This window comes from Fodinibius roseus, assembly GCF_900129315.1.
Taxonomy (GTDB): Bacteria; Bacteroidota; Rhodothermia; order Balneolales; family Balneolaceae; genus Fodinibius; species Fodinibius roseus.
In genome coordinates, this window is the sequence record NZ_FQUS01000006.1 from 155,934 (window position 1) to 171,618 (window position 15,685).

Annotated in this window: 11 protein-coding genes; 3 read left to right on the forward strand and 8 right to left on the reverse strand. The window is 48.4% G+C overall.

Features of this window, described 5'->3' with window-relative positions; all coding sequences use genetic code 11:
- Positions 1–61: 61 nt before the first annotated feature.
- From BUB16_RS07325 to BUB16_RS07340, 4 genes are all read right to left on the reverse strand, one after another.
- Positions 62–643 (reverse strand): TlpA disulfide reductase family protein, encoded by a 582-nt coding sequence (locus BUB16_RS07325; protein ID WP_073061554.1) that lies wholly within the window; start codon positions 641–643, stop codon positions 62–64.
- Positions 644–664: 21 nt separating this feature from the next.
- Positions 665–1,153: a DUF411 domain-containing protein gene (locus tag BUB16_RS07330; protein ID WP_084088106.1), complete on the reverse strand. Its 489-nt coding sequence runs from the start codon at positions 1,151–1,153 to the stop codon at positions 665–667.
- Positions 1,154–1,467: 314 nt separating this feature from the next.
- Positions 1,468–2,586, reverse strand: coding sequence for a trans-sulfuration enzyme family protein (locus BUB16_RS07335; protein WP_073061557.1), 1,119 nt, complete (start codon positions 2,584–2,586; stop codon positions 1,468–1,470).
- Positions 2,587–2,659: 73 nt separating this feature from the next.
- Positions 2,660–3,901 (reverse strand): M48 family metallopeptidase, encoded by a 1,242-nt coding sequence (locus BUB16_RS07340; protein WP_073061560.1) that lies wholly within the window; start codon positions 3,899–3,901, stop codon positions 2,660–2,662.
- A gap of 321 nt (positions 3,902–4,222) precedes the next feature.
- Between BUB16_RS07340 and BUB16_RS07345 the strand changes: the two genes are divergently transcribed.
- A complete protein-coding gene (locus BUB16_RS07345; protein WP_073061564.1) occupies positions 4,223–6,574 on the forward strand; it encodes an amino acid permease in 2,352 nt (783 codons plus the stop codon).
- A gap of 61 nt (positions 6,575–6,635) precedes the next feature.
- On the opposite strand, the gene BUB16_RS07350 is transcribed toward BUB16_RS07345, so the two are convergent.
- The gene (locus tag BUB16_RS07350) at positions 6,636–7,337 is read right to left on the reverse strand and encodes a potassium channel family protein (RefSeq protein ID WP_073061567.1); all 702 of its coding nucleotides are present in this window, start codon (positions 7,335–7,337) and stop codon (positions 6,636–6,638) included.
- Positions 7,338–7,490: 153 nt separating this feature from the next.
- On the reverse strand, positions 7,491–9,344 hold the full coding sequence (locus tag BUB16_RS07355) for a TrkH family potassium uptake protein (protein ID WP_073061570.1): 1,854 nt from the start codon (positions 9,342–9,344) through the stop codon (positions 7,491–7,493).
- A 274-nt stretch (positions 9,345–9,618) separates the two neighbouring features.
- On the opposite strand from BUB16_RS07355, the gene BUB16_RS07360 reads away from it, so the two are divergent.
- Complete coding sequence (locus tag BUB16_RS07360; RefSeq protein ID WP_073061573.1) at positions 9,619–11,307, forward strand: potassium channel family protein; 1,689 nt, start codon at positions 9,619–9,621, stop codon at positions 11,305–11,307.
- A gap of 317 nt (positions 11,308–11,624) precedes the next feature.
- Here the strand turns inward: BUB16_RS07360 and BUB16_RS07365 are convergent, their stop codons facing one another.
- On the reverse strand, positions 11,625–12,197 hold the full coding sequence (locus BUB16_RS07365) for a DUF3124 domain-containing protein (RefSeq protein ID WP_073061784.1): 573 nt from the start codon (positions 12,195–12,197) through the stop codon (positions 11,625–11,627).
- A 163-nt stretch (positions 12,198–12,360) separates the two neighbouring features.
- Entirely contained in the window at positions 12,361–14,370 is a 2,010-nt protein-coding gene (locus tag BUB16_RS07370) for a monovalent cation:proton antiporter family protein (protein ID WP_073061577.1), read from the reverse strand.
- A 577-nt stretch (positions 14,371–14,947) separates the two neighbouring features.
- Here BUB16_RS07370 and BUB16_RS07375 point away from each other — a divergent pair.
- On the forward strand, positions 14,948–15,664 hold the full coding sequence (locus tag BUB16_RS07375; protein WP_084088107.1) for an SDR family NAD(P)-dependent oxidoreductase: 717 nt from the start codon (positions 14,948–14,950) through the stop codon (positions 15,662–15,664).
- Positions 15,665–15,685: the final 21 nt, after the last annotated feature.

Below are 15,685 nucleotides of genomic sequence, written 5' to 3' on the forward strand. Positions count from 1 at the left end.
TTAGATCAAAATAGATGCAACAGGATACTACACCCTGTATAGCCTACATTTGGCATTGCTCCTATTCCTTCAAAAGCTCTTGAATGCGTGGCTCCAGCTCCTTGGTCGTAACGGCTCCGACGGCAAAATAGCGAAGGCTTCCATCCTTGTCGATAATATAGGTGGTCGGGATTCCCATGGTCGGGCCGTATTTGTCCATAATGGTGCCGTCATCAATAACAACCGGGTAGTTCACGTCGTATTTTTCTAAAAACGGATCCACAACCGAGCGGCCCTGCTCGTCAATAGAAACGCCCAGAATTTCAAGTCCCTGATCGCGGTATTCGGAATAGAGATCCACAAATTCAGGGGTTTCTTCGTGGCAGGGAGCACACCAGGTGGCCCAGATGTTTAACAGAACGACCTTGCCTTTCTGCTGTGACAGCTTAAAGGTTTCTCCATCCACCAGTTGCACGCTGAAATCTTTAGCCTCCGCTTTATTCTGAGCGGGATACAAGGGAGCCGAATAAGGGTCCAGCCGGGGAGCTGTTTCTGTGGGTTGGGAACCTGACCGGTTTTGATCCGGCTGGTCGGAGGAACAGCTCCATCCCAGCAGGGCGACCAGCGCCATTAAAAAACCTGTCTTTACTTTCCTGACCATCATGAGAAATCCTAATCTTCTTTTTTAATAACTCGCATAAGTATCCCGGTTCCCTTCCTCGTCGAAAAGGATGACATCGTACGGATCGGTCCGGTTCCCCTGTTCCATACCCGGAGATCCGACAGGCATTCCGGGCACCGCTAATCCAACGGCATCGGGACGTTCCTCCAGCAGCTTTTTGACCTCCCTCGCCGGTACGTGTCCCTCCACCACATACCCATCCACAAGGGCGGTATGGCAGGAGCCCATGTTATAGGGGACCCCCAGATCGGCTTTGATACCTGCTATTTGATCGGTGGGTTTCTCGGTCACCGTAAAGCCGGCTTCCTCCATATGATTGCCCCAGGCCGAACAGCACTCGCACCCGGGATTTTTATACATCACTACCTGGTCCGCACCCTGTGCCTGCATTGCGGACTGCTGTTCATAATAGTTATCGATAATGTACCAGATAGCACCGCCGGCAATAACGATAATGGCAGCGGCATAGGCAAAAAAGCGGGTGGGTTTCATAAAAGACGGAGTTGACTTATGATAATGGTTAGCGGAAAGATAAGAATTCTTCCGGTCGATTAGAACTCCAAAATAGCCTCTTTATTAGGCTGGCAGGAACTCAACAGCGTGCAGTGGCATTATGGATCGTTCACGATGTCGGTTGGGAAATGATGCCAAAAACATCGGAAATCCTTATGCGAAAAGTTCTGGATCACACCCTAACAGAAAATACAGGAATCGGCTTAGTACAAATTACTGAAAAGGGTATTATCGAAATTCGAAAAAAGTGATGGCAGGTGTTTTCCCTGAGGGCTGAATTTTACCAGGTGCCATTAGCCCAGCGCATATTCCAGGTCCTCCAGCAGGTCCTCGGGATGCTCAAGTCCCACGCTGATGCGAATCAGGTTCTCCGGGGTTTCGGAACCGGTGCCCTCGCTGCTGCGCCGGTGCTCCCAGGTGCTTTCGACGCCGCCGAGGCTGGTAGCGCGACTTATAAGCCGGGCTCTGCCGACAATATCGATGGCCTGATCCCGGCCGCCGTCAATCAGGAAAGAGATCATTCCTCCATACCCGCTCATCTGTTTTCCGGCGATTTTGTGACCCCCGTGCGAAGCCAGCCCGGGATAAAACACGTTGCTCACCCGGCTGTGATCTTCCAGAAATCGGGCCAGTGTCTCGGCATTTTCGTTATGCCCGCGCATCCGGTACGGGAGCGTTCTGGTGCTGCGGGCCAACAGCCAGCAGTCGTCCGGGGAGGGCACGGCGCCGCCTATCTGTTGAATAAGACGAATCTTATCAAACAGCGGTCCCTTTTCCCCTGCCACCACTGCGCCGCCCAGGATATCGCTGTGACCGCCAAAATATTTGGTGGTCGAATGCACCACCAGGTCGGCCCCCAGGTTAAGCGGCAGCTGATTCACAGGGGTTGGCCAGGTGTTATCGACACAAACAATGGCCTCCCTGTCGTGCGCCAGGGTACTTATGGCTTCAATATCCATGATGTTCATCATGGGATTCGAAGGCGTTTCCACCCAGATGAGGCGGGTCTTTTCGTTCATGTGTCCGGAAATATTTTCCAGGTCCGTCATATCGATAAAATCGGCCTGCAGTCCCCACGGCTTCATCAGCTCGTTGACCAGCCGGCGGTTGCCGGCATAGACATCCCGGGGTATAATGATATGATCGCCCGGGGACAGGGCCTGTAATACCGCTGATGCGGCCGCCACCCCGGAAGAAAAAGCGGCCGCTGCTTCGCCCTCTTCCAATACCTTTAATACATGTTCCCACTGTACCCGGTTGGGATTTTCAAGCCGCGTGTAGTGCCAATCGCCCTTGGATCGACCTTCTTTGTCTATTTCATATACCGTGGACCGGTGAACCGGCGGCACGATATCAGCCGCGTCACTGGCTATTTCCATAGCGGCATGAATAGCTTGTGTATCTTTATGCATAGTTTTTATATTATTTTTTTAAGGCAACAAGATCAAGATTAAATACAATAGATATCTTCTTCAAACAACGTTTTTAATTATACGAGTCACCGGTCCTGATCGCCTTAATGCGCTGCAGCACCGGCGGGTGCGAGTAGTTCAAAAACACATAAAAGGGATGGGGCGTCAGGTTCGAAAGATTGTCTTTGGAAAGCTTTTTCAGGGCGCTGATCATCGGCTCACTCCGGTAGGTGGTCGAGGCAAAGGCATCCGCCTCAAACTCGTACTTCCGCGAAAGCACCTGCATAAAGACCGACACAATCATATCAATGGGAGCGTAGAGCATGCCGAAGAATATGAGTCCGGCATACACCGACATCTGCTCCATATAAAAGGCATCGTACAGTCCCTGGGAATTGAGGAACACCGAAAGCAGGAAGAACATAATCCCGGTCTGCAGGATGCTGATCCCCATATTTTTAATTATATGCTTCTTTTTATAATGGCCGATTTCATGGGCCAGCACCGCCACCAGCTCATCCTCGGTATGATTGTCAATGAGCGTATCGTAGAGGGCAATGCGTTTATTTTTGCCGAAACCCGTAAAGAAAGCATTCGACTTGCTGCTCCGCTTGGAGCCGTCCATCACGTATACACCCTCCATGGCAAAGTTCACCTTGTCGGCGTAGCTGCGGATTTTCCGGCGCAGATCGCCCTCTTCCAGCGGCTCAAAATCATTGAATATCGGCATGATCCAGGTGGGAGCCACAAACTGCACAAAGAGCGTAAAGGCCGTCACTGCCCCCCATGCATACAGCCAGGCATACTGGTCAATAAACGTAAAGAACGCCAGAATCCCCGCCAGCAGCGGTCCCCCGAGCACAACCCCCAGCGCCAGGCCTTTCAGCAGATCCAGCACAAACGTCCCGGGCGTCGTTTTGTTGAAGCCGTATTTTTCCTCGATCACAAAGGTGGAGTAGATACTAAAGGGCAGCGACAGGATGCTTTTGGCAAGGATCAAGAGCCCGATATACGCCAGCCCGGTCCAGATAACACCCAGCTGCCAGCTGCGAACGATCTCATCCAGCCAGTTGAATCCCCCGGCAAACCAGAATACCAGCAGCAGGGCCAGGTTAAAGACCGACGTGAGAATCCCGAATTTGGTCCGCTCCTTCGTATACGCCTGCGACTGCTCGTAGGTCTGTTCATCATACACATCGCTGAACTCACCGGGCAGTCCCTCGTCCAGTGACCGGAGGTTGTAGTAATCGGCCACCAGGTTGAGCACAAAATCGATGGCCAGTGTCGCTAAAATGATGACTGCAAAAATATTCATGGTAAATCAGCTAAATTTGTCCTGACAAGTTCGGGAGTACTCCAACTATTGTTCACACCTGTTCATCCACCGCTTCTTCCATCATAAATACCGGCATGTTATCACCGGTGTACGACAGGCTAACTGCTGCGGGTCTTTCCCCGTTCCGGCAGCCGCTTATGAAAGTCATATAATAACCCAAATTATCAATCATTTTCAAAGCCCAAGGTACGGAAACTGCCCATGATCTTTAAATGGGTAATCATTTTAAAAATGTTGGGTTTTGTCAATAAATTTGTAATTTCACATTTTGCTCTCAACTCTGTCTAACAAACACTATGTATGGCCGACTTACGTCGCGAACTTGGTTTTTGGGATGCTTTGACTATCGGGGCCGGAACCATGATTGGCGCCGGTATCTTTCTCCTTGCAGGAGTAGCACTGGAACTAACCGGTCCGGCGGCTATTTTTTCTTACCTGATTGCCGGGTTTATATGTATCATTACCGCATCCAGCGCTGCAGAACTGGCTACCGGCATGCCGACTTCCGGCGGGGACTACTTTTTTGTATCCCGCGCATTGGGACCGGCCTTTGGGGCTATTTCCGGCGTAGGAATCTGGTTAAGCCTTACTTTTGCCATCTCTTTTTATCTCTTTGGATTGGGAGAATATTTGAGTCAATTTATGCCTCTTACTCCGTTCTGGGGAGCCGTGCTCGGTGGGATTCTGCTGATTATCCTCAATATTGTAGGAGCAAAAGAATCGGGTCGAACTCAAGTGGTTATTGTTCTTACCCTGTTTGCCATTCTGGGAGGATTTAGTTTTTTCGGTTTTTTCAATATTGAAACTGCAAATCTAAATCCCTTTTTTCCACTGGGTTTTGAACCCATCTATGCTACCACCGCACTGGTATTTGTCTCTTTTTTGGGCTTTGTAAAAATTGCTGCCGTCGCCGAGGAAATCAAGGATCCTTCCAAGAACCTGCCGCGTGCTCTCATTGGATCGGTTGCTCTCGTTACCGTTTTATATGTGGTTATTCTTTTGGTTATTGCCGGTATGTTTCCACAGTCAACTATTCGCGAAGTAAGAGATCCCTTAACGACGGCTGCCCGGCAAATGCTGGGAGGATTTGGTGGCATAGCCATTATTTTTGCAGGGCTACTTGCTACATTATCATCCGCTAACGCCAGTATTATGGCCTCTTCACGGATCAATCTTGCCATGGCACGCGACCGGATGGTACCAAAGTGGCTTAGTAAAATTCACGAAAAGTTACTCACACCTTACCGGGCCATCCTGCTTACGGGTATTTTAGCACTTGGTTTTTTACTGATAGAGAGCCTTGAGGATCTTGCTAAAATTGCCAGCGTTTTACAATTATACAGCTATGCCGCACTTAATATTGGCTGTATTGTGCTGCGTGCAGCCAATCCGGACTGGTATAAGCCAAGCTATCGTACGCCGGCAAGTCCATTCGGACAACTTGTAGCTGCCATAGGTTGCCTGGGAGTTATCCTGTACTCGGGTCCTTTTGCACAGATTGCCATCGTTATCCTGATTGTTGCAAGTCTTGGCTGGTATGTAATCTGGGGACGTCAAAAGGTTTCTATTGAACATGCAATCCCATTATTCAAAGAGCGCTGGCAAGAACACGGCTTGAGTCTCTTCCGTCTGCCAACTGAAAAAGCCGAAGCGGAAGAAGTAGAGGAATGGATCCCGACCAAACGTCCACTCAATACCAACAAGCCCCGTCATTTGGTTACGGCGCTTGCAAATCCCGAACATGAGACGGTTCTGCTAAGGCTTGCACAATTTATTTCTACAGGAAAAGAGGAGCCGGGTATTGTAGAAGGCATGCACTTTATTCACGTTCCTTACCAGACACCTATTTCCACTATCCGGGAAAAGCTGGAGCAGCGGCCTTCCACCCAACGAAAAATCGATACCATCCTCGAACAATCCAGCAAAGCATCAGAACATATCAAAAATGGATATAAGGATATCCTTAAAAAGACGGATTTCCGCTCAGTTACTGATGCTGCCCACGATGTTTTTGGAGCTATGATTTCAGAAACCCAAGAACGCGGAGCCGATATGTTGCTAATGGGCTGGCAGGGAGGGTTTAGCGTGGGACGTATATACAATTCACCGGTACAGCGCATTGTCCAAAATTTGAAAGCAGATGTTGGCATCCTCAAAAACCGGGGCCTTGATACCATCGATTCCATTTTGTTGCCGTGGGGGGGAGGACTACATGCCTGGCTGGGACTCGAACTGGCCGTACGTATTGCACGCGTCCATGATGCCGAACTCAAGATTTTACGTCTCATCAAAGCCGGCACCGATCCCTCCGCAGAACGGGAATCGCTGCTTGAGACTATAGCTCCCCTCGTTAAAGATTTTGACCGCCTTCAGCTTGAAATTCGTCATGCCGACGATGTTACAAGCGGCATTATGGCTGATTTTGAAGATACTTCTCACGATCTCGTCATTATTGGCGCCTCCCGTGAATGGGGTATTCGCAATGTCCTTATCGGCACCATCCCTGATATTATTGCCGACCGGGCCCCTTGCTCGGTCTTAATGGTGCGACGGTATGTTTCTGAACACTGGAAAGTAAAAGCAAGTGAAGGGTTTAAACGCGTCAAAGAAAATCTCGGGCTGAGTTCTTCCCCAAAATCCGGGAACAGGTAATCCCGACAACCTTCACAGATCAGTCAAAGTTATTCTTATAAACTATCTTTCTAATATTCTGTTAGTTTGTCTCCAGCATCTTGTCTACATCATCCTTGTGACCTACCAGCAGCAGTCGATCATTTTGTTGAATTTTGGTTTGACCATCGAGTATCCCGATAGGCCGGTATTGCTTGGGCAAACCTATTTTTTGATCGGCCTCGCTCGGCCGCTTAATGGTAATCAGGTTGAGCTGATATCGTTTTCTTATTTCCAGTTCCTCAAGTGAATACCCAACCATGGAATCAGGCGCATCCACCTCAAACATCGCCATGCCTTCGCCAAGATCAAAAACATCCGACATGCCCCGGCGAACCAGCGAGATACCCATACGCTCAGCTACCTGCCGCTCGGGATGAATCACATCCGTAATGCCGATTTGTTTGAGAATTTGTTCCTGAGTGTAGGAACCCGCCCTGCCATACACTTCTTCGACCCCGGCGTTCAGCAAATGCATGGCAATAAGTACCACCGGCTCGAACGTTTCTCCGATGGCAATAATAGCGACATCCACATTGGTAATACCGTGCTCTTCCAGCAGGTCCTCATCAGTGCCATCGAAACAGATCGCATCAGAGACATAGTCTTTGACCTGTTCTATATGCTCCATATTGTTGTCAATAGCTATTACGTAAGCTCCCTCTTCCGAAAGCTTTTTTGCAAGCGCACTGCCAAAAGCCCCGATCCCAATAATAGCAAACTGCAGTTCTGTTCTTCGTTTCATAAAAACGGACGATTAATTGAAAACATCATTTGACCATAGTTAAACATCACTCTGAACGTACTCCAAATAAATCTATCGTATTTTTTCGCCAAGAGCGAAATCTCAACAATACCTTAAATAAATCAAGCGAGATATTTCACTTTATACTACCCCTTAAGATACCATAATACTTTCTTCAGGATAACGATATTTGCGGTTGTCAGATCTGGTGGCAAAAGCAACCATAAAAGTCAAAATTCCTACTCTTCCCACAAACATCGATACAATAATGATACCTTTCCCCCACGACGTCAGATCTCCCGTAATGCCCCGGGACAATCCGACCGTAGCAAAGGCCGAAACCTCCTCAAACAACAAATCCAAAAAAGCGTGATCCTCCACGATGGTTAACAATATGGTGCTAACGCTTATACAGATCATAGCCAGTAGAATAACGGTCATTGCCCGGAAAACAATAATATTGGGAATGGTGCGCTTAAAAAGCTCCATACGTTTTTTCCCGTGTATAATCATTGAAATTGCACGTACCAGAACCGCAAAAGTCGTTGTTTTAATACCTCCCGCTGTGGAAGCCGGAGAACCGCCGATCAGCATTAAGATTAACATACCAAGGATCACCGGCACGCCCATCGCGCCGGTATCCACCGTATTAAAACCCGCAGTTCGGGTTGTAATGCTTTGAAAAAGGGATAATAAAAACTTCTCAGCGGGAGAATGTCCGGCAAGCGTATTATTCCATTCCAGCATGAGCACAAATACGGTACCCACTGCAATTAAAATGGCCGTGGTAACCAATACCACCCGCGTATGGATGGAAAGACGCCGGCGCCAGATTTTTTGATCTGTTTTTCGCTGCATAACTTCCCATATGACCGTGAACCCGAGTCCCCCGAGCACGATGAGCACCATCGTGGTAATATTAATCCCCCAGTTGGTAGCATTGTGTGCATCGGCCAAACTGTTGGTAAATAGCGAAAATCCGGCGTTGCAAAAGGCGGAAATCGCATGGAAAACAGAAAACAGAAATCGCTGTCCCGGGGAAGTAAATTCCATATTCCAACTGAAATAATAAGCAACCACAGCCACCGCCTCTACCAGGAAGGTAAAGCCGACCACCTTTTTCAGGGTAGCCGTAACAAGGCTGGTGTTTTTTTCGGCCACCATATCTTTGATGGTATTCATCTGTCCCACGCCAAGTCCCCCGCTGATAAACAGGAACAGAAAAGTAGCAAAAGTGATAATTCCAATTCCACCGAGCTGTATCAGGGTCATTATTACCAGCTCCCCGAAAAGAGTAAAATGAGTGGCCGTATCCACGACAATGAGTCCCGTCACGCATACTGCGCTGGTAGAGGTAAACAGGGCATCGATAAACACCAATCCCTGACCACCCTGTGTTGCCCCCGGCAGCATCAGCAGTAGAGTACCTCCGGCAATAAGAGAAAGAAAACTATATACCAGAAATCGAGCGGTATTTCGCTGATCCTCAAGCAGCTCCGGCAAATACTGTACAAATTTGATAACAACAATAAACAGGAGATATCCCTTCAGAAACCGAAGGAAAAAAGCTTCGGGTTCTTCCACCATAAAAAATAATGGTTCAATAATGCTAGTCGATGGAACCCACAAGTCGAGAAGAATAAATAGCGAAAATACTGTGAGAACTCCCTCAAACCAGCGTTTTTTCAAATAATTTTGCCGGTCACTGGTCAGTATCAATCGCACTATATAGCTGACTACAAATCCAACCAGCAAAAGGCTCTCTATTTGATAGTTCAACTGCTCCAGTTCGGGCGTTAATTCGAATCCTACCGGGATGAGGATACTGGCAACAACCAAAAGGGCAAGCAGGACATTAAAAACTCTCAAATAAGGGTGAGCAACCTTGTCGATCTCGTAGATATCATCTTGTACAAAATGGAAAAAAAGATTGGCTCTTTTCTTAAAATCGCGCCAGCGTCTAAGGGCCCTATACCATTTTTGTTTCCAGCGATAAGGTATTTTCATAGAATCCAAAGATAGGAATATTTATGAAACCTTAAAGAGATTTGGCATCCTGTCAATGGATTACTTTAGCTGGTAATATAGTTATAGTTAAATGAGATAATCGAAAAATGTATTTTCAATAGGAATTTCATCAACATATTCTCATCTGAATTTTATTAAAAATAGCTTTATTCTGGTTTTGAACTATCTTATTCGTTAAAAATATTCCATAATTGAAAGCTTAGCGGCAGTTGATTTGACAAAGAAAGCTTTCATAGCATAAAAAAATTCAGCATTGAAGTTCTTTACTTCCCAGCTCACACAAATAATATCCACGCGCGGTACGAGGTATAATATAAAGCGGCTGGCCCGGTTTCTGGCCATCCTCACCGCTGTGATCGTTATCTATTCAATATTTTTCCACTTTATAATGCAGTACGAGGGACAGTATTATAGCTGGGTTACCGGCTTTTACTGGACACTCACAGTTATGTCAACACTGGGCTTTGGTGATATTACGTTTACCAGTGATCTGGGACGCGCCTTCTCCATCCTTGTACTGCTGTCAGGAATGCTGTCACTGCTTATCCTTCTGCCCTTCACCTTTATTCAATTCTTCTATGCTCCGTGGCTCGAAGCGCAGTCCAAAGCCCGTGCCCCCCGTGAACTACCGGAAGATATTCGAGATCATGTGATAATTACCCATTATAATCCTATTTCAAGGGCTCTGATGGAGAAGCTGGATCAGTACAATTACCGGTATGTACTGCTGGTAAGTGATTTAACGAAAGCGCTGGAGTATTATGATGAAGGATACAAGGTCGTGTTTGGTGAACTCGACGATCCTGAAACCTATAAAAAAATACGGGTCAACCAGGCAGCTATGGTGGTTTCGCTCGGGACTGACATGGTCAATTCCAATATCTGTAATACCGTGCGTGAAATGGATGAAGATGTTGCCATTGTAGCGACAGCAAATTCTGCAGATTCTATTGACCTGCTCAAGATGGCGGGATGTGATCATGTTATTAGAATTGGAGACATGATGGGACGTGCGCTCTCACGCAGAACTATCGGGCAGGACAGCCGTATCCATGTGCTCGGCCGATTCGACAGCATGATCATTGCTGAAGCTATGGCTTACGAAACCCCGCTTGTGGGTAAAACGCTTAAAGAAAACAAGTTGCGTGAACGTATGGGTATCAACCTGGTAGGCATATGGGAAAGGGGAAAATTTCTGAAGCCTCATCCTGATCTCTCTATTAAAAATGAAAGTATATTGATTATGTCCGGTTCTCCCGACCAGCTGAGAACATATGATGAATTTATGTCTATTTACCGTGTTTCGGATGAACCCGTAATCATTATCGGGGCCGGCCGGGTAGGCCGGGGTATTGCCGAAGCCTTCGATGAACGGGGGCTCGATTACCGGATTATCGATAAAAACCCCGATCGTATAAAAGATGACGAACGCTATATTCTTGGATCAGCCGAAGATTTTAAGGTACTGGAAAAGGCAGGTATTCAGAAAGCACCTTGCGTTCTTGTTACTACCCACGATGATGATATGAATATCTATCTTACTATTTATGTCCGGAGGCTGCGTCCCAATATACAAATTATCAGCCGTTCCACCCTTCAGCGCAATGTCAACACGCTGCACCGGGCCGGTTCGGATTTTGTACTTTCCTATGCCACAATGGGCGCTAATGCCATCTTTAATATTTTAGAACGAAACGATATCATTATTATCGCGGAAGGTCTCAATGTGTTTACGGCTAAAACACCGTCCCATCTTGCCGGCAAATCCCTGAAGGATTCATTTATCCGTCAAGAGACCGGCTGTAATGTTCTCTCAATCAAAACAGGGGATGAACAGATCATTAATCCCCCACCCGATCTTGAAATTCCTGCTGAAAGTGAGCTTGTGCTGGTAGGTACGAACGAGGATGAAATGAAATTTATGGATTCGTACAAGGAGTAATTCCCACCCCTTATCCGTATTTCTCACCATTAAACGTTGTGAGCTAATATGGAAAAGGAGACCCCCAATCCTTTTATTCCTTTTGGAAACTAATTACAACCAAAAAGGGAGCCCTCATATGGAGATACGGGCTAATTGGGTTTAAGTTAACCATTCATTCACCTGTGAAGTAGGTAAATCAAGAGAGTGTCCTCTTTTTATATTACCTTTTAAAAAAGCAGGGATATTGTTCACCAACATAGTCTGAGCGATTGGGCAAAACAACGGTTTTGCAAAGGTTCCATCAAATAGATGAAGGGGGGGGGGTAACTATTGCATCACTCAGTATCCCCTTCTGTTGGCGAACTTTCCTGTATAACACGCCCCACGCTTAAAAAGGAGATCCCCTGCTGATTGGAAGTGCTGATATTCACGGCCTCAATCACCGGCGGTACAACGGCTTGTTCCGACTCCCAGCTGACCAGAAAATTAGCCCCGACCCCACCCCGCAGATCGCGCTCTTCAATGACATAGGAGGTTGAAGCCAGTGGAGCAATCCTGACGCTCGAATCAACATATTGCTGAACGAGCGTCCCTTTGGAATCGTAGTACGCTACTTTCGAAATGGTAAAAGATCGGTAGGGATCGGCATTGCGGATACTCAATGTGGTGGTCAGGTTAAACGTTTTTTCCCGGTCTTGCTGGTAAATATGGGAATAAACCGGCACATACACGATCTGGCCCATACTCGTGGCATCGCGCGTGAAGGACTCAGGCTGCCCGGCGATAACAGAATCGGCCGGCGTATCATGCTGCGGGACCGGTTTCTCAGCGACAGGTCGGGATTCCTGCCGTTCGCTACAGCCCATAAGAACCAACAGCAGGCATACAGCAGTATAAAAGCATTTCATGGCATCAGGGTTATTCCGTTCGACAAAAATAAGACTGCGTGCAAACAATATACGGTACTCATCTTATATTTTATAATAAAGTGAGTAGAAGATCCTTTTTAAACCGGTCCAAAAACAACTATAGCAGTCAGCCTGTAAAGACAACCCAGCCCTGCCCCGGGATTTAAAATTCGGCCGTTGCACGGAACAGGTCCGCACACTCGGCAAAACGGTCGGCCAAACCGACCACAATTAAGCGATCACCCGGCTGTACCTCGAAATCGCCCGCGGGATTTCCCACGGTCTTGTCCCCCCGGCGAACGGCCAGCACCGTCAGGTTATGATTCTTGCGCAGCTGCAGTTCCTGTAAAGTTTTGCCGGCCACCGGGGCCCCTTCCCGAACCACTACGGCCCGGGTGTGCAGCCCTTCCTCATCCAAACCCTGCAGCACCATCAGGTGGGCCTCCTGCATACTGCCCCGAAATATTTCGTAGTCATGCGCCCGAAGCGTTTTGACATGTTGTTCAATCTCCTCCCGGGGAATCATGTAGGCACCCAGCACCTGTGAAAAAATGCGTACCGTCGTTTCCGTCTCTTCCGGTATTACGATATCGGCCCCTAAGTTTTCAAGCCGTACTACATCGGTGAGATACCGCGTCCGAACAATAATCTGCAGGGTAGGATTGTTATGGCGGGCTATCTTTATGATACGGGGACTGGCCGAAGGGGCATTCGTGGCAATCACACACAGCTTCGCTTTTGCAATGCCCGACAGCTCCAGGATGTGTTCGCGGCCGGCATCCCCGTAAATAGCAGGAATATCATTCCTTTTCATTTCTTCGACCGATTCCGGGTTCATCTCAACCACGACATAAGGAATGCCGGTTTCCTGCAGCACCTGGACCAGATGGCGGCCGGCCGGACCATATCCTACAATAATGACGTGATCCTCGAGCGTCTTTCGCTGGTCAGATTCCAAATCCCCGGATTCCTGCCCAAATCTTTTGAGCGGTGTCCGGGCAAGCATTGTTCCCAGTTTGGGACCCGCATTTAACAAAAAAGGCGTCAGAATCATTAACAGGACAGAGACAGCGATAAAAGTCTGCGAACCTATTTCACCCACCCCCGCCGGCGTCATACCGGCCGTCCGCCCGGCTCGTTCCAGCACGAATGAAAATTCCCCGATCTGTGCCAGTGCCAGTCCCGATGCCGCTGCAATGCGCACCGGGTAGCCAAGCACGAGCAGGCCGGTCGAGGTAATAATCAGTTTAAGGAGAATGACCCCCAGAGCGATTCCCACCAACAACAATGGATATTCCAGGACGTAGCGCAAGTCCAGGAGCATGCCCACAGAAACAAAAAACACGGCATTGAAGATAGTCCTCAGGGGCAGAATCTCACTGAGTGCCTGCTCGCTGAATTCACTTTCACTGACGATAAGTCCCGCCATAAAAGCTCCCAGGGCCAGGCTGACATTGGCCATGTTGCTGAGTGCTACCGTCCCGAAACAGATCGCTACTACGGATAAAAGAAAAAGTTCTTGCTTCCTGGTCTTGGCCACTTTTTCCAACACCCAGGGGATGATACGACGGGCGAGGATGAGGACGACCATGATCAGTAAAACCGCTTTACCAAGAATCCACAACACTTCATACCCGGAATCTGAATCTCCTGCAAGGATGGGAACCAGCAATACCATCAGTACAATGGCCAGATCCTGGAAGATGAGTACCGCCAGTGAAAGCTGCCCGGTAGGCGTATCCGTTTCCCCGCGCTGGCTGAATAAACCGAGTACGATAGCCGTACTGCTGAGAGCAACCAAAAACCCGGTATAAATACCGTTATTAAGTGAAACCCCGGACAGAACCAGTATCGCGGTCACGATTGCTGTTGTCACAATGACCTGGAAACTGCCGCTGACGACAATGGCTTTACGGATGCGATTGAGCTTCTCCAGGCTAAATTCGATACCGATGGTAAACAGGAGCAGGATAACCCCGATTTCCGCCAGGATATCAACGAGTTCCTGTTCCGGAACCAGTGCGAAGGCGTTGGGACCGATAACCGCCCCGGCGATTAAAAATCCGACGATAGGAACCAGTTTCAACCGGTAGCACAGGTAGGCGATACCCACGCTCACCATAAACAATACAACCAGCTCGTTTAAAAAGGGAAGTTCTACCGCAAAAACCATCTGCCGTTACATTAATTTTAAACTTACCGGGAAAACCCGCATTCCATACTCCCGTTAATATGAATAATTTGTTCTCCCCTTGCTAATGGAATTTATCTACATTTCCAATTATACCCCCAACCTATCTCTTAAACGATTCCCCGGCGGAACATAACGATAAACTCTATACATGATTTAATCTCCGGCCGCTCCCTTCTTAAGAAAAATTCAATAGAATACCCGGCTGCACGGAGCAGCCATTTCGGACAGCGAATTCCCCTCCTGTCTGTCACGATTCATTGGAGCAGGAAGATGGACAGGGCTGCGGTAAGGCTTATTGAATCCTATGCAAAACCGTCTTTTTTGCTAATTTTGGCGTTACCGGTCGGTCAAATGCTCGCATACGGACTCATATGCTGCAAATGCACCCTCCCTCTCTGGGTTCCTTGACCCTGAACAAAATTCCCGATTCTACAAGGGCACCTTATAGTAGGAATGACCCGTAAACACCTTGCAATAACGGGTGGTGTGAATGAATTAGCCTGCCGATTCGTTTGGAACGTTCAGGATAAATACAAAATCTTTTAATTTATTGACTATGGATCTTGCGAATCGACATTTCATCATCAGCGGGGGGACCGGCGCCCTCGGATCCGCTGTCACGGGTCGGTTGCTTGAGGCCGGGGCCCCCTGCAGCATCCCCTGTTACGATAAATCCGAACTGGAGCATTTCGAATATAAAGATCACGAGAATATTTATATTCAGACGGGCGTAGACCTGGCGGATGAAAAGGCCACCCAGAATTTTTATACCATGGCCACCAACCAGAACGGTCCTCTCTGGGCCTCCATCCATATTGCCGGCGGATTCGGCATGGGCAGCATTGAAGATACCCCGCTTGCCGATTTTAACAAACAGCTGCAGATGAATACCGTGACCTGCTATAATGCCTGCCGGGCGGCTGTCCAGTGGATGCGGGAGTCGGAATACGGCGGGGGACGCATTGTCAATATTGCTGCGCGTCCTGCTCTGGAGCCGCGCCAGGGAAAGGGTATGACGGCCTACACGGTGGCCAAGGCCGGGGTTGCCGCCCTCACCGAATCGCTTGCCGCGGAGGTAGTCGGCGACGGTATTTTGGTCAACGCCATCGCCCCCTCTGTTATTGATACCCCTCAAAACCGGGAAAGCATGCCGGATGCCAATTACGAGGACTGGCCCAAACCCGGGCAGCTCGCCCGGCAGATCACATACCTGTCCTCCCCGTCGAATGAAGTAACGCGCGGCAGTGTCGTTACCGTGTATGGGAAAAGCTGACCCAGGCCGAACTGCTCAGCG